The following is a 19,502-nucleotide window of genomic DNA, read 5'->3' as shown; positions in this document are numbered from 1 at the left end:
AAGGCAACACTTTTAGGATGTTATTTATTTTGTCTGTTGTTGAATAGGTTGTATTGTTTTTGTTGACTCTTTTTTGTAATTAGGCGTACCTATTTCTTCGCCACAATAAACGCTGAATGGCTCTTTTTCGGTTCCCAGGAACTGATGATTTCAAACCCTGCATTGGTGATGCATTTTTCCAGGTGTTTGGCTGAAAAGAATTTTACCAGTGGCATAAATCCCAAAAGCCTACCGATGGGCAGGATCAGTTGCAGGAATCTCATGATCCCGGTCAGGCAGACGGTGCTGCTGATAAAATAGCCGCTGGGTTTGAGCATTTTATAGATGTTGGCGATAGCGGCTTCTTTATCGTCGAGCAGGTGGAGCACGCTGTGTGTCATGATGATATCATAGGATTGGTCGGCGGCAGTGAAGGTATCAATGGCTGCTTGATCAAAGGAGACGTTTTCGACGCTCTGTTTCTCCGCTTTATCTCTTGCGATTTCCAGCATCTTTTCCGAAATATCAATAGCGCGGATATGTTTTACAAAGGGGGCATGAATAAGGGCCGTTGTACCTGTACCGCAGCCAAGTTCCAGAACTTCCATGTCTGGTGTGAAGTAACTCTGCGTGATCTCTAGCTTCTTTTCATAGGCAGCTTGATTGGATACGGGGGATTTTGAATAGCGATCTGCCATTTTGTTCCAGAATTTTGCGGAGGAAGCTTCTGGTTGTGATGGTTCTTTTGATGTTGTCATGTTTATTTCTCTATTTGCTCGATTAATGATTTAGTTGGCTGCGGTACTTTAAAAGGGTCTTCAATGAAGATGCTCGTACTGTGACTTCATTTTGAAATGTAGTCAAATATATTTGACTCAGAGTTTGATTTGTTTAACATTGTGTCGGAAATACAAGACACATCATGTAGTAATAATTAAGCGAGATGACAGAAAGATAACGGCGATGTCTCAACAAGAAAGAAGAGTGGGTGTTTCCCTTATAACCACATTGATTATGTTCGGGGTATTTGGCTTTTATATGTTCGGCCTCTATCAGGGCGGGGCGATGAATGGGCCTGATGGGTATCGTTTGATCGGGAAGAGCTTCTTTATTCTTGTGGGCGGCGGCATTGTGGTCAGTATTGTGGTGCATATCCTCTTTACTATTATCCATTCGATCATCACCAAGGACTATGAACCCATGATGAATGATGAGCGGGACAAGTTGTTCGATCTCAAGTCCATGCAGATCATCCTGTTGGTTTTCAGTTTCGGTTTTATGGTGTCCATGGGGGTCTTGGCGCTGGATGTTCTCGCGCCTTCACTGGTTTTTCTGTTAATCATTTTTTTCATGTTTATCGCCAACGTTATCGGTGATCTCGTCAAGTTGTTCCTCTATCGCGGGGGAATCTAAAATGGTTAAAAAGGGTACGGCGAAGGGTCAGATTACCAACAATATTCGTCGATTGCGGTTTGATCACGATGAGATGACGCAAAAGGAATTGGCGGAAAAAACGGGTGTTTCCCGACAGACGATTGTGGCGATTGAAAAGGCGAAATACTCTCCGTCGCTAGAGCTGGCTTTTCAGATCGCCCATGTGTTTGGCTGTTCGCTGGGGGATGTTTTTTCCTATGAAATTACTGAATAGTGAGATTTCAAGAAAGTTATCCCTTGGTTGCGCAAAATCTTCATAAAATAACGATTTGTTTGACGTGAAAAAGACGACTCACCCTTATTAAGAGCGAGCCGTTAGAGGCAGGTCAAACATCAGTTATTGTGGTTAGAAGCCTTCCAGCACAATTTTTCCCTTCACATTGCCCGCCTCAATCAAGGCGTGGCTTTTTTTGATATTCTCGGCGTTAATGGGAGAGAGAATATCAGAAACTGTTGTCCGGATATGTCCGGCATCAATTTCTTTGGCAACACGGCTCAGGAGTTTGTGTTGTTCAATCATGTCGGGGGTATTGTGCATGGCACGAGCGAACATGAATTCCCAGTGCAGGCTGGCAGCCTTCATTTTCATGCCGGCCATGGGCATTGGCTGATCCGTATCATCAATGGTGACAATGCCGCCTTGGGGACGAATTAGCTCGACGGCTGTTTCCCAATGGCGCATGTCGTTGAAGATGGCAATATGATCCACATGCTGTATGCCAAGTGCACGAACTTGTGAAACTATATCTTCGCGGTGATTAACGATGTAATCAGCGCCAAGCTCTTTGACCCACGATGTGGTTTCCGGGCGAGAGGCCGTTGCGATCACTTTCAGGCCTGCGCGTTTGGCAAGCTGAATACCGATAGAGCCAACCCCACCCCCTGCACCAATGATGAGAATGCTCTCATCTTTGTTTGCGCCATTGGGATCAATAGACAGGCGATCAAAGAATGCTTCATAGGCGGTGATAGTGGTTAGGGGAAGGGCGGCAGCTTGGGCATGGGACAAAGATTTGGGTTTGTGTCCGACAATGCGTTCATCAACCAGCTGAAATTCGGCATTGGTGCCTGATCTGGTAATATCCCCAGCGTAATAAACCTCGTCACCGACCTTGAACAATGTAACGTCTTCGCCAACGGCTTCAACGACACCACTGGCGTCATAGCCAATGACACGCGGGGTGTCTTCGACGGTGTCCTTGGGGGCGCGGACTTTGGTATCAACGGGGTTAACGGCAACGGCCTTGACTGAGACAAGGATATCCCGACCCGCTGGTGTTGGTTTTTCAAGCTCTGCATCAAAGAATGAATTTGGATTTTCGATGGGAAGGTAATGGGTTAAAGCAACAGCTTTCATTTTGCGTTTCCTTTTCATGTCAGGTGTTCTTGATCGTACTGAGGGGTCCGACTTTCTTGAGATTCAAGTTGGCTTTTGGTAAAGGCTGGGATCAACGGTGGAATTAAACTCAACCGTGACAAAAACCAGTGGCGTGTCGCCGCTATTCGTCAGATCGTGCACAAATCCGGTTTCTGGGGTGAGATCAGGGAAATGCTGGGTATCTCCGGCTTGATAGCTAATGGCAACTTCCCGACCGTCATCAAACCGTGATAGTCCTGTGCCATGTGTCAGGACCGTCCAAAAATAAGGATGGTCGTGACGATGGGGTTTTATGGTTGCTCCGGGATCTAATCGTAGATGCCAAATGCTCATATCACCCGTGGCGAGAACACGTTCGGTACCGATGTTATCATTCTGCCAACCTGCCAGAATTTCTTCTGTGGATAGACTCATGATGCCTCTTTCCAAGCCGGGTAATCGCTATATCCTTTTTCTGTGCCGCCAAAGAGTGTGCCGCCGTCAAAATCCGCGAGCGGCAAGTTGTTGGCAAAACGATGAGGTAAATCCGGATTGGCAATAAAAGGGCGTCCATAGGCGATGATATCTGCCAGACCATCCGAAATAATCTGTTCGCCGCGTTCTTTGGTGTATTTTCCTGCGACGATAATTTTACCGGAATAGAGTGCGCGCAAGTCGTGGCGAAACTGGTCTGGCACCTGCGGGGCATCATCCCAATCTGCTTCGGACAGATGGATATAGGTTAGGCCGATACGATTGAGTTCTTTCGCAGATTTGAGAATGACATCAATAATTTCCTCATCAGCCATATTTCGCTGGGTGATATAGGGGGACAATCGGATGCCTGTACGATCAGCACCTATTTCATCGGCGATAGCTTCGGCGACTTCGACGAGAAAGCGAATGCGATTTTCCTGTGATCCACCGTATTCATCTGTTCGCTGATTTGACGAGCGGCGCAGAAACTGGTCAATCAAATATCCGTTGGCACCGTGAATTTCGACGCCGTCGAAACCTGCGGTAATTGCATTGGCTGCGGCTTGTCGGAAGTCGTTGATGATGGCTGTGATCTCATGCTTTTCCAATGCACGGGGGATGGGGCAATCAACCATGTTTCCCTCGCCAGTGGCCGGGTCAACAACCCATACCTGAGCATCAGGAGACAAGGCCGAAGGGGCGACGGGTTTGCCATCGGCATGAAAGCTTTCGTGGCTCATACGCCCGACGTGCCATAGCTGCAGGAAGATACGTCCGTCTTTTTTATGAACGGCATTGGTCACAAGTTTCCAGCCATCTATATGGTCATCTGAGAAAATACCGGGGGTGAAGGAGTATCCCTGACCCTGCTGAGAGATCTGGGTTGCTTCACTGATAATCAGTCCTGCAGAGACTCTTTGGGCATAATATTCTGCCATGTGTAAATTTGGAATGTTGCCGGGCTGTGTTGTCCGGGCGCGGGTCATCGGCGACATGGCAATTCGGTTCGGTAGATCTGTCGGGCCAAGTGAGAGAGGTTGGAAGAGAGAGCTGGTCATAGGGGATATCCTTAATGTCATTTGAATTTGGCGTCAGTACAGTCGTGAGCAGAAGCGGCGAATACTGCTTCCAGAAGAGGGCCACAGGGCGTGCGAAAGAAAAGCCGCCGTTCTTCTATTTCAGGAAGATCCATACAGGTGTAGCGGATACCTAATGTATGGAGCTTTTCCTTGAATTTCTGGTAACCGTGTAATCGAAAGGCGACGTGATCAAAGGCTTCTGCGGCGCAGTCGATACCGTGACCATGTGATCCGATCAGATGCACGATTGGGCGATCATCTGAATAGAGCCAGTGACCGGGAATGCGTTTAATGGTCTGGGGACGCTCGCGTTCTTCCAAATCAAAAATACTGAGAAAGAAGTCACGTGTGACCGCAAGATTCCGGGTGCGTATGGTTACATGATCAAGTTGCATAAGGGGCTTCTCCTTTCGTGATTATCAGATAGCACTTGCTATGGCGTCTGATAATTGGGCAAAATTCGAAATGATATTTTGGAAAATCCGAATAATTGATAAGGCCCGGATATTATGGATCTGGATAATCTGACGCTGTTTTTGCGTATTGTGGAAAAGGGCGGAATGGCGGCTGCCGGGCGAGAACTTGGCCTGTCACCGGCAAGTGTTTCTGAGCGTCTTGCTGCGCTGGAAGCTTATTATGGAGCAAGCCTTTTGACCCGGACGACCCGCTCGATCAGTCTGACGGATGAAGGGCGTGAACTTGTGTCTGGTGCCCGGCGTATTCTGGCTGAAGCTGACGAGGTGCAATCCCGCATCAAGCTTGGTGTGGAAAAGATTTCGGGAACCATTCATATCAGTGCCCCGATTGATCTGGGGTACAATCGGATTGTCCCTTTGCTGGACAGCTTTATGGAACGGCATCCTGAAATAAGTATCAATCTGACCCTGACAGATGGATATGTTGATCTGGTTGGACAAGGGCTTGATTTTGCTTTGCGTCTCGGGGTTCTGGCCGATAGCTCTTTGCGCATAAAAAAGCTGGGGGATAACAGGCGTGTGGTCTGTGCGTCGCCTGATTATCTCAAGAAAAATGGCACTCCGGGCCATCCGGGAGATCTGATACATCACAACTGTATTTTAATGAGGTTTGGTAATCAGGTAGATCACGCATGGCGTTTTGCCGTGGAGGGGCGGGAAAAGAAGTATTTTGTCCGTGGCAACCGTACGGTGAATGACGGGCATCTGGTCAGGATCTGGTGTCGTGCCGGATACGGCCTTGCGTTGAAATCTATCTGGGATATTCAAGATGATCTCAAAACAGGTGCTTTGGTACCTGTTTTGGAAGAATTTGCAGCAGTTCCGGCAGGGCTTCAGATTGTTTACCCCGACGGCGCAATCCAGCCCCGCCGTGTTCGCCTTTTGATTGATCATCTCGCGCATTGGTTTGGGCATAATCAGGTGACATTACCAAAGGAAGAGTAGCTACATAGTGTTTATAAAATTATGTCTTCTCAACTATATGGGCTCAACTACAAGGGTGAATTCACTTTGTGAAGGGGAGGCTGTGTAACTGCCATGGGCTTTATATTGGTTGTTTTCAATCGAGGTTAAATTCGAGATGGCGGTTCCGTCTTTAAACTCACCTATGTCCTTAAATGTGAGGAGAGAGGCGCACCCGTCAAGTTCAACGCTTAGTGATAGAAAACCATTATACAGGGTATGGGACGCCAAAGGATTTTCCGGAGAGCGGACTTTGTAAAAGAAGCTATAACACGCGTCACCGATGAAACTTTGCCTTGCATCTTCTTCAGTGCTTTGAAATTCATATTGTACGCGAACAGGGGACATATTGTTTTCAATATCCTGCTCATCCCACTTAAGAACTTTAAGCGTGCCAGATAGTTTCGTAGTCTTTGTCATGTAAGTACCTTTTGATGCTCAGTGTTTGGAAATACATTTTCTCTTTGGGTGAAATAATGAGCAAAAAGGGATTGTGAAGTATAGAATGCAAACGACAGAAATTAACTTATGGCCAATGTAGTTATTCACAACCTGGAACATCAAAAAATTGAAAAACTTGATGTTCCGAATGAACTGTCTTCTCTATTTGAATATTTCTGGAAAGTGACCTGGGATGTTCCCGACGCCAAGTATAAGGTTCAGAAAATTCTAACAGAACCGAAAGCCGATATTTATATCGAACAAGACAGTGGTATCTGGAAATTATCAGAAATCAGAAGAACGATTTTCGAATACAAGCTAGCGGGACAGGGAGCTGTTTTTGGCATTAAGCTGCGTCCAGCCAGTCAGTATATGTTCTTATCAGGTGGGGACGACATATCCTTAAGACATTTTCCAGCAGTGAACTTTGACAGCGATTTTGAGAGTATAGTTGTTGCAATTAATGATTATCTCTTTGAACTTTCACTGTCAGTTACCAGAGAAATGCGGTTGGTAAATCAAGTTTTGGGCAGACTCTCGGGTGTGAACCGGCTTAACTCCGTTACGGAAGTTTTAGATGAATTCGATGTTGAACCCCGTCAGATACAGCGATTGTTTCAAAAACACATCGGGTTAAGTCTAAAATGGATCATATGCCGATATCGATCATTGGAAGCTGTTATGCTTTCAAAAGAACAGGATCCTGATTGGCGTGCGATTGCTTATGATCTGGGATACAGTGATCAGTCACACTTTATCCGCGATTTTAAAGAAAACTGTGGGATGACACCTAACGACTATAACCGTCTTTATCGGGAGAGTATATCTACTTGAGTTCACGTTGAAGCAAGGCACAGCTAAATGAGATCAATAAACATTTTGGGGAGCATTTTGTCCTGTACTTCAGAGGGAACCTCGCCTACGCGTTTGGCGCCCATAGCTTTGTAAAAGCCTTCGGCATAGATATCAGCAATTGCTGTAAGGTTCGGCCAGCCAAGGTTTTTTGCTTCCTGGACGAGAAGGTCAAAAGCCTGCTTGCCATAGCCTTTTCCGATATTCTCAGGCAGTAGCCAAAAATTATCGATCATCGGGACTTCTTTCCATAACAGGCTGCCCATGCCAATGATTTCCTCATCTTGTTTAATGATGAAAGTGTGGGATTCTTTCAGGTATTCTTCTGTGAACTCTTCTTCAAAGAAGACCTTACATTTATCCAAAAAATTCTGAGGATAATCCCAATGGCTTTTTGATTTCAAAGCAATGGTAGGCAGAAGGGGGAGGTCTTTGAGGCAGGCAGGTACAAGTTTCATCAGACTTAATCTTCAAAGGTACGGATATGAAAGGGCGCAAGTTCTTTTAGATAGTCATCGAGGTTAATCAAGCCAACACAAGGTATTGCTCCTGAGGGTACATCCTTGCCACGAATAATCTTTTTCGCAAGGATGATGGCTGGAATTGTCGGGATCTGTGGGCCATCACCGTCCAGTCCAATAATAAACCATTTTTTTGTCAATGACTGACCGTTGTGATCTCTCCCCCTGAGGATGATATGCATACCGCCGTTGCTAGTACCAAAAATGTTGAACCAGTTACTGAGCTTGAGCAACGAGGCGGCATGTTTTTCAAGTTCTAGAGGCAGGCCCCAACGGATAAGCCACGATAGGCCCCAAAGGCCGAGGTGGAGCAAGCTCAGTTCCATACCTGCTGAAAATTGCACAGACTTGATGTTGTAATGTGATGGCAAAAGATCGAGATCAGGAATATCGCAATTCGCCATCCAGCGTTTACCGAGTATGGGAAAATCTTGACGATAAATATCCTGCCAACCGTAGCGGGGAGTTGATGTCCCTTGCGCAGGAGAGAGCTTTTTGCCCAGATAGCTCATAATGCCTTGAGTTGTGGCCAGACCGCGTTCGGCACCCTGCCCGGGGGAAATACCATAGATCATCTGATCAATTTCAGAAAAGAGGTCTTTATATTTATCCAGCACAGCAGATGACAATCCGGGAACGGTTGAGGCTCCTGAGATAACAGGAACTTCAGCGGATCTGGCTTTGTCATCTAACGTTTTTATGCCAACAACAAAATCTCGACCATCGGCAAGATCGATGTAGGGAACAGCAGCCTCTATACAAATTTCTGCAACATCGTAGTTACTGTTTTGGAAGGGGCCACAGGTATTGATTACAACAGCCGGGTTAAGGCGTTTTAGCTCAGCGGCAAGATCCTTATTTACGTCAAAGCAGGCTGTTTGCACCAATTTGCTGGGAAGCAGGCTCGCAAAGCAATTGGCTTTTTCTGTATTTCTACCCGAGATGATAACCGGGATGTTGTCGTGGGTTAGGGCAGAGGCAATACGTTTACCAAAGTTACCATAGCCCCCGAGGATAAGAACTGTTCGCTGTGTTTTTGGAGAGACTTCTACTTGGGGCATTTGACTTCCGTGACTTTAAAATCACCTGCATACCCAAAGGTTGGGCCGAAGAGGGAGTGTTTGGCGTGGGTCCACATGGAAAAGGTGTCATCAGAAAGCGGGGTTTCTTCAGCATGGCCTTTGCCCATTATCCAGGAGAAGGGTAGGGGAAGTAGTTTCCCAAATAACCGCCAGACATAACCTTTGTGACGCAGGATAATCTTTTTTCCATCCCATTCGTACGCGAGTTTCCAGCCAATGCCAAAGCGCATAAATTCAACTAATACATTACTGTCAATCTGCTCCATCCTAGAACAAAAAGTGATGTCACCACGGTCAGGAAAGTGAAAGGTGCGGTCAAAATAGAAGGGCGTATTTGATGTCGAAGAATTGGCTTGATGATCACTTCTAAAGACAACAGTAACGGGGATATTTTTGCCTGAGTAAGCGAGAAGCATACCGCTGATCCGTGCCATCAGGCTAACCATAGGCGATATTTTAATGTCCAGTTTTCCTTTGACGACAACTCGATCACGACTGTTCGAACGCACGGCGTAGTGTTTTTTCATCACAGGCGGAAGCTTGTCCCAATCCTTTCCGAAGACAGATTTAAATATAGGGTCTCCTGCAGACACGTGTTGCTCCGAACTATGGGGGTGGAAAGGGAATTGGACGTTAAATTACTTTAGGCTGGATTTTGTTTGCGGGACAAGTTGAAAGCAAACTAATCTTTTAAATACTTATCAATGTTAATGTTGCTTATGAAAGTGGGGTAAGAGTGGAAAGTTTATGGATTATACTCTCCTGAAATGGATACATATTCTGAGCTCAACAATCCTGTTTGGCACTGGGATTGGCAGTGCATTTTATATGTTTATAGCCAATCGTAACCGAGATTTACCGGAAATGTATTTTGCCGTGCGCCATGTGGTCATTGCTGATTGGCTTTTTACAACACCGGCCGTAATTGTGCAGTTCCTATCAGGTATCGGATTACTTTATGTCACTGGCTATGATATAGATGACGCTTGGGTTTTATGGGATATTGTTCTTTATTTCGGTGCAGGTGTTTGTTGGCTACCGGTTGTGTGGCTTCAAATCCGGATGCGGGATTTGATCAAGACATCACTGGATAACAATAGCGATGTGCCGCGAGTCTATTGGGTGTTAGATCGGTGGTGGATTTTGTTAGGATCTTTGGCCTTTCCAATGATTGTAATTGTTTTCTATCTTATGGTTTTCAAGCCGGGGTAGGGAAATATGTGCTATACTTATCAAGACAAGGGGCCAAGATAAGAGGAAAGCTCGCTGGATAAGCGGAGAAAAGATAAGTGCAATCCATGTCAGAATTGAGTGAAAAGCTATATGTTGAGGCATCCCATCTTGTTGAATTACTTGATTATTGGGAAGCATTGCCTCGGGTAAAAGAATTGCCCGCTCGTGCAGATATTGATCCTCAGGCTATACCAGCGTTGCTTCCCTATTGTGAGCTTATTGATGTTCATCGAAATCCGCTTGATTTTGAGTATCGCCTTATCGGAACCTTGATAGATGAAATCGCAACGAAGTGTTACACAGGCTTGCGTTTAAGCGAAATTCCCACTCAGAACCCTCCTAGTCTGATGTTTGCTCTATATGAAAGAGTTGCGCAGGAGAAAAAGCCGATACGGACTATTCTACCTTATATCGGAGAGCTTCCGGGTATCAAAGATGTCGAAAGTCTTGTTTTGCCTCTGTCTTGTGACGGTAACGAGGTGGATATGTTGCTGGGGGGCATTGCTCTTAGAGAGCCGGATGACGACGATTTCTGATTGAATTCCTTATGCAGTACCCTCAATGAAGTAAATCGCCTGAATATGTGAAAAGAGGCTTTGATTTGACCTACGTCAAAGTCAGAACTGCTCTCCACTTCTATTATCATACCTGTAGATGGCAGTAATAACGGAGTGGAAATGTCACAGCACACACCACATGAACTCGTAGAGGAATTTCCTGAGTTTAAAGACCGCATTCACACCAAGAAGCAGTCTGATGCACATTTTGCGAAACTCGCTGAGGATTATCATCGAATTAACAGGATAATTCATCGGCACGAAAGTGAGGTTGAGACGTTAAGTGATGATCATATCCATGAGATCAAAAAGGAACGTTTAGCGCTAAAAGATACGCTCTACTCGCTATTAGCTGTTTAATTTACTTGTTAAATTCCCCAAGACAAACTTTGGCTGCCTGTTTCGGGCAGCCTTTTTTTTGAACTATTTGTTTCGCTTTGTCACGGTTCAGACCAAAGCCGTAATAGGTTGGCGTGGGTTTTGGTCAGAAGATCAAATTCTCTACTTTTCCCTTCGCGTTCAAAAAGGGCGCGTCGGGTATTATCAACATCATAAATTATTTCGCGTTGTTCTGCCGACCTGACAAGACTCTGTATCCAGCTGACGGCAACCTGCCTGACACCTTTGGTGACAGGGGCAACTCTATGCAATGTAGTGGAAGGATATACAACTGCCGAGCCCGCGGGTAACTTGAATTTCTGCTCGCCAACAGAACTGTCCATTATCAGTTCTCCGCCTTCGTAACTTTTCGGATCGCTTAGAAAAACAGTAAAAGATATATCGGTACGAAAGCTTCTGTCCGAACCCATAATGGCATCATCCACATGGTTACCATACTCCATACCTGGTTCGTAGCGACTGAAAAGAAGAGAACGCATCTGTCGAAGGAGTGTGGCGTGTGCAAAAGCTGGGTTACGCTGTAGCGCATTTGTTAAAAGGGCTGTTGCCTGTTTTGCGGCCTTATCTCGGCCCGAAAGTTGGGTGTTGTTCTTAACAAGCTTTGCATGCCATCCTGCTGTAAGCTTTCCGTCCTTGAATTGTCCTTGATCAAGAAGTTCATTGATTTCAATGAGCTTGGATTGATCTAAAAGATCTGGAATGGTTATTAACATTTCTATCATTCTTGCTGATGAGAAGAGCAGGATTAAACGAAGAATAACATTATGAAAGTTAACAAGCGATAAGAGTTACATTATAGCTGATGTTGGTATGGTGGATTAGGATACTGAACTAAGATGATTATCCCATGCAATTTCCGGGTTGTGATAAATGGCTTTGTTATTTTGCCACAAATTTCCCTGCCCGTCTGAGATTGTAAAATCTTTTCCATTTGGCGCGACGCCGCCAGCATCCTGATGGGTTATGATTTTCACGAGCTCACGGGTGTCACTATTCCATATCGCGATTTTGTTGCCTTTGGGGGCGCTTGTGGCAACTAGGGTATCGTTAGCATTTGTGCTGACAGATCCAATATATTGCTTCATGCCGAGATAGGTTTGTCCTTTGGACACGGGCTTTATTTCTTCACCGATGCAATGTGTGGCGACAAGACTGATGCTGTTGCCTGGATCGCCTTCGAATTGACCGCCAATCCAAATGTGATCTTTTGCTGCGCTTATGTGTCGTAAAGAGAGTTGAGTGTATTCTGAAGGCAACTTGCTTTGTGATATAAGTTTTCCATCGCGCCGATCTATGTAGCTTATTTGCGGCTCCATAGAGGGAAGATTCAATTTTTGTCTGGGGTAGTCCGGATGGGTAACAATGCCGCCATTCGAGATGGCAATGGTAATGCCGTCGGAAAGCAGGATTGCTTCGTGTGGACCTATGCCGTAGCTGTCGTGTTGACCGATCCGCGCAAAGTTATTTTCTGTGTCGTATATGCCGATAATGCCGCGTTCATTCTCATAGTCATTTTCGGTCGCATAGAGTATTTTTCCGTCAGGAGAGAAAAATCCATGACCATAAAAATGATGCCCTGCTGAAGGAGAAAATGCCTGATGACGCTGGTTGTTTACGAGATCCAGCACCAATGCGAAACGTCCTGGGCGTCGGGCAAAGACGACAGCGAATTTCTTGTTAGGTGTGATCGCCGTTGCGTGTCCTCTATCATCAAGGTGTTCTTGGAAGATCAAGTTTCCTGCGTGATCAATAACAGCGGCGGCATACTGACCGTCTGACTGTCTGAGTGTGGAAACGTAAGCCGCTTGATGGGGGGAGCTTGTTTGCGCCTGAGCAAAACCCGGTGCAAAAGAGGCCAGAGGTAATTGCCCGGTTGCCAGGACGCCACTGGCAGCAATTCGACTTAAGAAAGTTCTTCGAGATAGCGCCATTTATTAATCGCCATCTAAAGAGTTAAAGCCAAGGCTGAGGCCAAGTTCTTGAGGAATTAGTTCGCTAACAATGTATTGTGCACCTTCCAGGGGGATAAGAGTAAAGGTTAGGAGTTCATGAGCTTCTTTCTGTTTTACCTGCTCCTCCCAGGGGGAGTTCTCTTTTTCCAACTTCGCTAAAAATTTATTGGTTTGTTCAAGTTCAAAGGAAAGTGACTTTGTATAGCGGGGTGTCAGTTTACCAAGGCCGCCAACTGTGAAGAGAGCCTCAACAGCTTTCAGATTATTTTGGTACGCGTGAAGCGTCAAATTAGAACGCCAGAAAGGTGCCCGCTTTGGTTTCGATTTTGCCGGACTGTCTTTGATTGTATTTTTTATCTTGAGATCCCGGGTACTCTGTATCATTTCACTACTGATACGAAGCAGATCCTGCATGACTTCTGCATCAGATCGGTAGATGGGACTTGTCGAACTTGGATTAAGCATCTGGGTTGCATAGCCCGATGGTGATGACCAGTCGTTAACAATCGATTTTGCTGTTGCTCCTATTGTCTGGGCAATGGTTGCTCCATACTCACATCGATAGGATTTCGGGGTGGTGGTAGAGAGAGCGTCTGAGTTTTTTCCAAAAAGGACATACTCAAGAGCCAAAATACCCTGAACCGCGACACTCTTCTTTTGCAATGTTTCTGTTGTGAGAGCTGTTTTGTCTTGGGTATTGATCAACTTTCGTACCTGTCGTAGCCCGATTGATTTACGATCCGGCCAAAAAAACAGTTTTTCCTGTCGATTGCCTTTAATCGCAGGGCCAATACGGTACATCTCAACACGGGACCACGCAGAAACAAGAGAGCGAAAGCTATCTCGGGCATATTTCAGGTTGGCTTCATTCGGGGATAGACATAATTTTTCTATGTCGTTTCCCTGTTGAGCAGCAACCTCGACCAGGTTCTCATAACCCGGCAGGATCGCCTTCTCGATAACCTGTTTGATGACTGGTCTGTAGGTTGTTTCAGCGGATTGTCCCCAAGCAGTGGCTGAGATACCTGTAACTGTTATCCCGGTGATGGCACCTCCGGTGAGGATGGCGCAAACAACGTTCATGAAACAACGCTTTAGGGATGTCGCGGGCTTTTGGTGAGTGTTCGTCATCATTAAAGGGATTCCAGGAAGCTGATCAGGTCATTTCGTTCTTTGGGTGACATCGTGACAACCTTGTCGCGAGCCGCTTGTGCCTCGCCACCATGCCAGATAATTGCTTCTAACAGATTTCGTGCCCGCCCATCATGAAGAAAATAGGTGTGGCCGCTCACTTTTTCCGTAAGCCCTATCCCCCATAGCGGCGGTGTTCGCCATTCCCTTCCTGTGGCATTGCCAACAGGACGGCCGTCCGACAAACCTTCGCCCATGTCATGGAGGAGCAGGTCGCTATAAGGCCAGATAAGTTGGAAAGCGAGTTCTTTTTGTTTGGCATCTCTACGGGTCACAAACTTTGGCTGGTGACAGGAAGTACATCTACTTTTGTAAAAGAGCTCTTTCCCCTTAAGAACATTTGGGTCGTTAACGTTACGGCGTGCCGGGACCGCAAGGTTTTTTGAATAAAAAACGACAAGGTCCAAGACTTTTTTTGGGGCTTCTCCTTCGCCCAGATTTTTCTGTGATCCGTGCGGTTGTGAAAGACATCTTGGCTGGTTCGCTGTGCAATCCCCCCAGTGGGCTGGGATATCCGGGGTTGATAACCCAATGTCCCCTGCAAAAGCATTTGCAGATTGCGTATGAACGGTTCTGTTGGAAGCTTTCCAGCCAAAACGCCCAATTTCCTTTTGCTCGGTTTCTGGATTTAAAACCAAGCTGGCTTTCCCGGAAATTCCATCATTATTCTTATCTTCTGGATCTGCCAGCCCGAGAAGGTCCTGCTCATGGATTTCTTCCAAAAGACCCAGGCCAATCATTGGCGGTGCGACCCGAGGCGAAAGCATGACATCGGGATCCATATCGCCATAGGAAAGTTCATCAACGCTATAGCTTGGTTTGCGTAATGATACGCTTTCGCCGCCGTTTAAGAGTATAACTTCCTCTTCATAGGAAATACGCATTTTTCCCTCGGCTGGCAGACCCGTCACTGCCTGGTCTTGTAACTGTCCGCCATAGGTTGGTTCAGGAATGCGCAGTCGTTCACCACTGCGAAGTGCTTGCTTTTCTGCTTCTGTTCGTGCCGGAACGGATAGACGCAAGAACATTGACGTGGCCAGATCATCATTGCTTTCGGGAGGGTGTCCGCGGCCATCTTGTAAATGACATCGTTGGCAGGATCTGGCGTTAAAAAGGGGGCCTAGTCCATCAGATGCTTTGGTGGAGGAAGGAGATGAGACCCAGATTTTTTTAAAGAGACTGTTGCCCAACTTGAAATCGCGCTCGCCCTCGAATGATAAATTGGCTGAGGAATGTGAAAAGGATTTTGACGAGACTGTTTTTTTTGATGTCGGGGCACCAGCAGATTTGTTTTCGTAGGTTTCTGCTTTGGAAAAGTCACTTGTGGGCCGGGTAATGGCTTGTACCCGTTCCAAATCTTTTGAAGAAAGATCGCTTCGGACAGAAGAGGTGGCATTTACACTTGAGGTAAAGCTCATTCCAATAAGAAGGGCGCAAAAGAAGGGCAGGTGTTTTCCTGATGACGTTGGCATTTTATTATTGTTTATCAAATTTTGAGAATGTGAAATGGGCAGCCCCTAAATCAGAGCTGCCCACAAACTAACATAACTATATATTCTGAATAGATAGACACGAGGTCGCAGTGCCTCTGTTGCCTACCCATATTCAGGTCTTAGTTAAAAACTGCATTCGGGTTGTCGAGGCTATCTGAACCTTCAACTTCAATAGCTGACAGGCCAAGAGCAACAACTGCGCGTTCGATTGAACGGGTCTGGTCAATCAAACCGTCGATTGCTTTTTGCACAACAGCATTGCCGACAACATTGCCTTCACCGATCATCTGGTCGTAGGCTTCGATGCTTTCTGCACGGGCTTTCATGACAGCCATGGATGTTACAGTTGCATCAAGCTTTGTTGTAAGTTCGCTGTCAATTGCAGCATCTTTTGCGCTTACAAGATCAGAAATGGAAGGACCGCTGACAACCGAGCCATCCAGGCGACGGTAGTGACCAGTGTACACATTACGAATACCGATCTGGTCAAAGTAGTGAGAGTTATGAGTGTTGTCAGAGAAACAATCATGCTCTTCTTCCGGATCGTTCAATAGAAGACCCAGTTTCATGCGCTCACCAGCAAGTTCACCGTATGAAAGGGAGCCCATACCAGTTAGGATCGTAGCCAGGCCAGCAGAAGTGTCTTTTAGAAGAGTGGCTCTTGCTTCGCCTTTTTCATCCCAGTTTGCCTTCATTTCTTCGAGATCAGCGATCAGAAGAGTTGAGGCGGATTTGAGGTATTGAGCTCGGCGATCACAATTGCCGCCTGTGCAGTTCTTAACGTCAAAGTCAGTTGCCGGGCGGTTGCCTGCGCCTGCGCCATTACCGTTTAGATCCTGCCCCCAAAGAAGGAATTCTATTGCATGATAACCTGTTGCAACGTTTGATTCGACTTCTTCTGCTTCGTGCAGCGTTTCAGAAATCAAAGCTGGCGTAATTTCAGAAGCATCAACAGCTTTACCGTTTACGGATAGTTTTGAGTTAGCAACTACGTTGACTGTGTAAAGTGCGTTTTCGTCTGATTCGTCGCCATAGGAAGTATCAACATAGTCGATGAGACCTTCATCAAGAGGCCAGGCGTTAACGCGACCTTCCCAATCGTCAACGATGGCATTACCGAAACGGTAAACTTCTGTTTGCTGATAAGGAGCACGTGCAGTTACCCAGGCAGCACGCGCAGCGTTCAGAGAGGCTGAAGTTGGCGTGGCAATGAGCTTATCAATTGCACTGTCCAAAGCTTTTGCTGATGTTAGAGAATCTTCAAAGCCTGCCTGAGCAATGTTGGCGTAGTTGTTCAAGACGCTTTTTGCGTCAACAGTGTCTGCAAATGCAGTACCTGCACCGAGAACAGTAAGAACTGTAACAGTGCTCGCTACACGCGCAGCTTTTTTGAGAGCGTGACTCATTTTCATTCCAATTTTGTTTCGACCAATTTAAATCTGGCCAATTTAGTTTTGGCTAGTTTCGGACTTTAATAGCCAGGCGACATAACGTGTTGCTTCTGAAGAACACAAAAGCAGATGAGTATTATTCGCAACGACTAGCATATTTGAGAATGAGTTGCAATTTCGTAATTACTCTTTCTTGTGGAAAATACTGTACTAAATAAGTCAGATTAGTGGAGTGAATCCTTGGTGTTTAAAAGCTTTACAGGAAAGAGAATGAGGTAAATTTTTATGCGATAATTTGATTTGCATATAAAAAAGCCAGTGAAAATCACTGGCTTTTTCTGATCGTGCTCTGCGAGTCCGAAGATTTAAGGAGATTTAATCGCCTTCGACTTTACTCTGAGATTGGACGTAGTTCTGAATACCAATACGTTTGATCAACTCAAACTGTGATTCCAGGTGATCCACATGTTCTTCTTCGTCGACGAGAATTTCACGAAGAAGTTCGCGGCTGCCATAGTCTTGTACTGACTCACAATAGGCGATGCCTGCTTTGTAAACTTCAACGGCTTCTAGTTCACCGGCGAGGTCGCATTTTAGAATTTCTTCTACATCTTCCCCGATTTTAAGCTTGTTCAGGTTTTGAAGATTTGGGAAGCCATCAAGAAGCAAAATGCGATCCATAAGCTTGTCAGCGTGCTGCATTTCTTCGATGGATTCTTTGTATTCATGCTTGGCAAGGCCTTCAACACCCCAGTCCTGAAGAAGCTTGTAGTGCAGGTAATACTGGTTAATCGCTGTTAGTTCGTGCGTTAACGCAGTGTTCAAGTGCTCAATAACTTTTTTGTCGCCTTTCATGATATCCTCGCTTTGAATTTATATTTATTTGAAATTTATTATCTTACTACGGCTTGTGATCTACTTTAGAATCTTTCCAATAATGTAAATCGTTTGATCAGATTTTCAAGTAGTTTATGAAAAAATAAAGTTATTGATAATGATTATTAATTTCTGATCACTGGTAGTATGGCGCTGTAAAAGTATAGTTTTGTGTGATTACTGAAATGTTGGTGTTTAAATGATGTTACGACAATTGTTGTGCGAGTAATATTTCATTATTTTAGCAATATATCTTTAGTTTAAAAGAAGTCGCAAGATCTTTCATTTGGGTTAGAGAGAGCGGTACTCAGCTTTATTAAGCCTATTTCCAGTTCTTGTATTGTTTCTGGGGCCATGATTGAGAGCCTGACGTTGTGTCTGCCCGAAGTTGTATTGTTGGCGAAACGACTACCGTCTAGAATATGGACTCCGACTTTGGAGGCCCGGCGGACAAGTTGTGATATTGAGATTGTTTCTGGTAGTCGGACCCATGCGTGGGATTGGCAGGATGCGTAACTGTCGATGTAAGGTGAGAGAATGCGGCTTGTCAGGTTATGGCGTTCTTTCGCCGTGGCAGTCGTCTGGCGGGTGAAGTCGGTAAGATCATCTGTGCGACTGGCAATTTCTATGGCTGCGTTGATGAGTATTGGTGAAACCATCCAGGTTTGGGCGGTGATTCCTTGGGCCATCAGCATCGTGAGATGGGGCGGTGCAACAGCAAAACCTATGCGCAGAGATGGAGTGATTCTTTTGGCCAGACCGCTGAGATAGATTGCCTGTTCTGGGAAAAGTTCAGCATAGGGAGGTGGGGCGTCCGGATAGAGGAAGCCATAGATATCATCCTCAATAATAAGAACATCATATTTTCGGGCTATTGCCCCAATTTCTTTCCTGCGGGAGAGTGGTGTTGTGATGCAGGTGGGATTGTGACCTGTGGCTGTTGTTACAAGAATACGAACACGGCCTTTTTTACAGTGTTGCTCAAATGAGATTGGACAAATGCCTTGATCATCGGTCTCCACTGTTAAACTGGATAATCCCAGTTGAGATATAGCCGCTGAGACACCGGGGTAGCTTAGGGGTTCCTGACATATTGTGTCGCCTGGTGAAGATAATCGTCCAAGCGCCGTGTAAACACCATTCTGAGCACCATGGTTGATGAGTATTCTGTCATCACTTATTCCACGTAATGGTTCGGGTAAAAAAGCGCGTAATGCAAGCTTCTGTTGCGCGTCGCCAAAACCATCACGATAAGTCATCAGATTGAAGCTGGATGCTTTGGTTGAAGTACGTTGCAGCGCCCAGCGAATTATTTCTTCTCCCCAATCATTGGCTATGGCGTTCATTCCCAAATCAACAGTGTAGTCGTTTTTTAGAGGGTGTTCTCTTCGGGAATGCTGTGGATTGGGCAGAATGACATCGGCGCCAATGTTTGCAGCTTCTTCAACGAAGGTGCCACGACCTACTTTGGCACTAACCAAACCTTTACGTTCTAACGAACTGTAAACACGTGACATTGTACCGAGACTGCACTTGGCTTCCCACGCGGCTGTTCGCAAAGGCGGTAATTTCTCTCCCGGTTTCAAAATACCATCGCGGATAGCCGTTTTAAACAGCTGTTCCAGATGGGCGTATTTCTGACCGTCGTCCGTTTGGTTTTTTGAGATGAGGGATAAAATTGTCATAGTAACAATATAACAATTGTTCAATGAACATTTCAATATGAATATGCAAGGCGTGACAGGTGAT

23 protein-coding genes are annotated in these 19,502 nt (G+C 45.7%); 7 read left to right on the top strand and 16 right to left on the bottom strand.

The annotated features are described in order from the left end of the window. Positions 1-89 precede the first annotated feature (89 nt). The gene (locus BKB51_RS05355; RefSeq protein ID WP_085900025.1) at positions 90-737 is read right to left on the bottom strand and encodes a class I SAM-dependent methyltransferase; all 648 of its coding nucleotides are present in this window, start codon (positions 735-737) and stop codon (positions 90-92) included. Between the two features lie 205 nt (positions 738-942). On the opposite strand from BKB51_RS05355, the gene BKB51_RS05350 reads away from it, so the two are divergent. Then, positions 943-1,392, top strand: coding sequence for a hypothetical protein (locus tag BKB51_RS05350; RefSeq protein ID WP_085900024.1), 450 nt, complete (start codon positions 943-945; stop codon positions 1,390-1,392). 1 nt (position 1,393) lies between these two features. Next, a complete protein-coding gene (locus BKB51_RS05345; RefSeq protein ID WP_085900023.1) occupies positions 1,394-1,627 on the top strand; it encodes a helix-turn-helix transcriptional regulator in 234 nt (77 codons plus the stop codon). A 132-nt stretch (positions 1,628-1,759) separates the two neighbouring features. Here the strand turns inward: BKB51_RS05345 and BKB51_RS05340 are convergent, their stop codons facing one another. The 4 genes from BKB51_RS05340 to BKB51_RS05325 form a co-directional block, all read right to left on the bottom strand. Further along, complete coding sequence (locus BKB51_RS05340; RefSeq protein WP_085900022.1) at positions 1,760-2,770, bottom strand: zinc-binding alcohol dehydrogenase family protein; 1,011 nt, start codon at positions 2,768-2,770, stop codon at positions 1,760-1,762. A 63-nt stretch (positions 2,771-2,833) separates the two neighbouring features. Next, positions 2,834-3,205 carry a cupin domain-containing protein gene (locus BKB51_RS05335; RefSeq protein WP_088245192.1) on the bottom strand — a complete coding sequence of 124 codons (372 nt, stop codon included), beginning with the start codon at positions 3,203-3,205 and terminating at the stop codon, positions 2,834-2,836. Then, positions 3,202-4,305, bottom strand: a complete 1,104-nt coding sequence (locus BKB51_RS05330) for an alkene reductase (RefSeq protein ID WP_198946637.1) — start codon at positions 4,303-4,305, stop codon at positions 3,202-3,204. Before BKB51_RS05330 ends, BKB51_RS05335 begins: the two co-directional genes overlap by 4 nt. A gap of 17 nt (positions 4,306-4,322) precedes the next feature. Next, positions 4,323-4,721 (bottom strand): VOC family protein, encoded by a 399-nt coding sequence (locus BKB51_RS05325; RefSeq protein ID WP_085900021.1) that lies wholly within the window; start codon positions 4,719-4,721, stop codon positions 4,323-4,325. Between the two features lie 114 nt (positions 4,722-4,835). On the opposite strand from BKB51_RS05325, the gene BKB51_RS05320 reads away from it, so the two are divergent. After that, on the top strand, positions 4,836-5,747 hold the full coding sequence (locus BKB51_RS05320) for a LysR family transcriptional regulator (RefSeq protein ID WP_085900020.1): 912 nt from the start codon (positions 4,836-4,838) through the stop codon (positions 5,745-5,747). Positions 5,748-5,780: 33 nt separating this feature from the next. On the opposite strand, the gene BKB51_RS05315 is transcribed toward BKB51_RS05320, so the two are convergent. Then, positions 5,781-6,185 carry a hypothetical protein gene (locus BKB51_RS05315; RefSeq protein WP_085900019.1) on the bottom strand — a complete coding sequence of 135 codons (405 nt, stop codon included), beginning with the start codon at positions 6,183-6,185 and terminating at the stop codon, positions 5,781-5,783. Between the two features lie 108 nt (positions 6,186-6,293). On the opposite strand from BKB51_RS05315, the gene BKB51_RS05310 reads away from it, so the two are divergent. Next, positions 6,294-7,040, top strand: coding sequence for a helix-turn-helix domain-containing protein (locus BKB51_RS05310; RefSeq protein ID WP_085900018.1), 747 nt, complete (start codon positions 6,294-6,296; stop codon positions 7,038-7,040). 23 nt (positions 7,041-7,063) lie between these two features. On the opposite strand, the gene BKB51_RS05305 is transcribed toward BKB51_RS05310, so the two are convergent. From BKB51_RS05305 to BKB51_RS05295, 3 genes are read right to left on the bottom strand one after another with little or no spacing between them, the layout of a single operon-like run. Continuing rightward, complete coding sequence (locus BKB51_RS05305) at positions 7,064-7,516, bottom strand: GNAT family N-acetyltransferase (RefSeq protein ID WP_085900017.1); 453 nt, start codon at positions 7,514-7,516, stop codon at positions 7,064-7,066. Between the two features lie 5 nt (positions 7,517-7,521). Then, positions 7,522-8,640 carry a saccharopine dehydrogenase family protein gene (locus tag BKB51_RS05300; RefSeq protein ID WP_085900016.1) on the bottom strand — a complete coding sequence of 373 codons (1,119 nt, stop codon included), beginning with the start codon at positions 8,638-8,640 and terminating at the stop codon, positions 7,522-7,524. Then, the gene (locus BKB51_RS05295; RefSeq protein WP_085900015.1) at positions 8,628-9,254 is read right to left on the bottom strand and encodes a DUF4166 domain-containing protein; all 627 of its coding nucleotides are present in this window, start codon (positions 9,252-9,254) and stop codon (positions 8,628-8,630) included. The genes BKB51_RS05300 and BKB51_RS05295 overlap by 13 nt, the downstream gene beginning before the upstream one ends. A gap of 154 nt (positions 9,255-9,408) precedes the next feature. On the opposite strand from BKB51_RS05295, the gene BKB51_RS05290 reads away from it, so the two are divergent. The 3 genes from BKB51_RS05290 to BKB51_RS05280 all read left to right on the top strand — a co-directional run bounded on the left by BKB51_RS05290 (position 9,409) and on the right by BKB51_RS05280 (position 10,811). Further along, positions 9,409-9,873: a DUF2269 family protein gene (locus tag BKB51_RS05290; protein ID WP_085900014.1), complete on the top strand. Its 465-nt coding sequence runs from the start codon at positions 9,409-9,411 to the stop codon at positions 9,871-9,873. An 86-nt stretch (positions 9,874-9,959) separates the two neighbouring features. After that, the gene (locus BKB51_RS05285) at positions 9,960-10,430 is read left to right on the top strand and encodes a PAS domain-containing protein (RefSeq protein ID WP_085900013.1); all 471 of its coding nucleotides are present in this window, start codon (positions 9,960-9,962) and stop codon (positions 10,428-10,430) included. Positions 10,431-10,571: 141 nt separating this feature from the next. Further along, a complete protein-coding gene (locus BKB51_RS05280; protein WP_085900012.1) occupies positions 10,572-10,811 on the top strand; it encodes an HP1242/YdcH family protein in 240 nt (79 codons plus the stop codon). Between the two features lie 80 nt (positions 10,812-10,891). Here the strand turns inward: BKB51_RS05280 and BKB51_RS05275 are convergent, their stop codons facing one another. The 7 genes from BKB51_RS05275 to BKB51_RS05245 form a co-directional block, all read right to left on the bottom strand. Further along, positions 10,892-11,563, bottom strand: coding sequence for a Fe2+-dependent dioxygenase (locus BKB51_RS05275; RefSeq protein ID WP_085900011.1), 672 nt, complete (start codon positions 11,561-11,563; stop codon positions 10,892-10,894). Positions 11,564-11,668: 105 nt separating this feature from the next. Beyond that, positions 11,669-12,781, bottom strand: a complete 1,113-nt coding sequence (locus BKB51_RS05270; RefSeq protein WP_085900010.1) for a DUF1513 domain-containing protein — start codon at positions 12,779-12,781, stop codon at positions 11,669-11,671. A 3-nt stretch (positions 12,782-12,784) separates the two neighbouring features. Continuing rightward, complete coding sequence (locus BKB51_RS05265; RefSeq protein ID WP_085900009.1) at positions 12,785-13,936, bottom strand: imelysin family protein; 1,152 nt, start codon at positions 13,934-13,936, stop codon at positions 12,785-12,787. Then, positions 13,936-15,465, bottom strand: a complete 1,530-nt coding sequence (locus tag BKB51_RS05260; protein WP_085900232.1) for a di-heme oxidoreductase family protein — start codon at positions 15,463-15,465, stop codon at positions 13,936-13,938. Before BKB51_RS05260 ends, BKB51_RS05265 begins: the two co-directional genes overlap by 1 nt. A gap of 140 nt (positions 15,466-15,605) precedes the next feature. Then, positions 15,606-16,892 (bottom strand): imelysin family protein, encoded by a 1,287-nt coding sequence (locus BKB51_RS05255; protein WP_198946636.1) that lies wholly within the window; start codon positions 16,890-16,892, stop codon positions 15,606-15,608. 360 nt (positions 16,893-17,252) lie between these two features. Then, entirely contained in the window at positions 17,253-17,732 is a 480-nt protein-coding gene (bfr, locus tag BKB51_RS05250) for a bacterioferritin (RefSeq protein ID WP_085900007.1), read from the bottom strand. A 281-nt stretch (positions 17,733-18,013) separates the two neighbouring features. After that, complete coding sequence (locus BKB51_RS05245; RefSeq protein WP_085900006.1) at positions 18,014-19,438, bottom strand: aminotransferase-like domain-containing protein; 1,425 nt, start codon at positions 19,436-19,438, stop codon at positions 18,014-18,016. Between the last annotated feature and the right edge of the window lie 64 nt (positions 19,439-19,502).

Origin of the sequence: Kiloniella majae, from assembly GCF_002118315.1 — a bacterium.
Taxonomy (GTDB): domain Bacteria; phylum Pseudomonadota; class Alphaproteobacteria; order Kiloniellales; family Kiloniellaceae; genus Kiloniella; species Kiloniella majae.
This window is presented reverse-complemented; position numbering and strand designations above follow the sequence as displayed.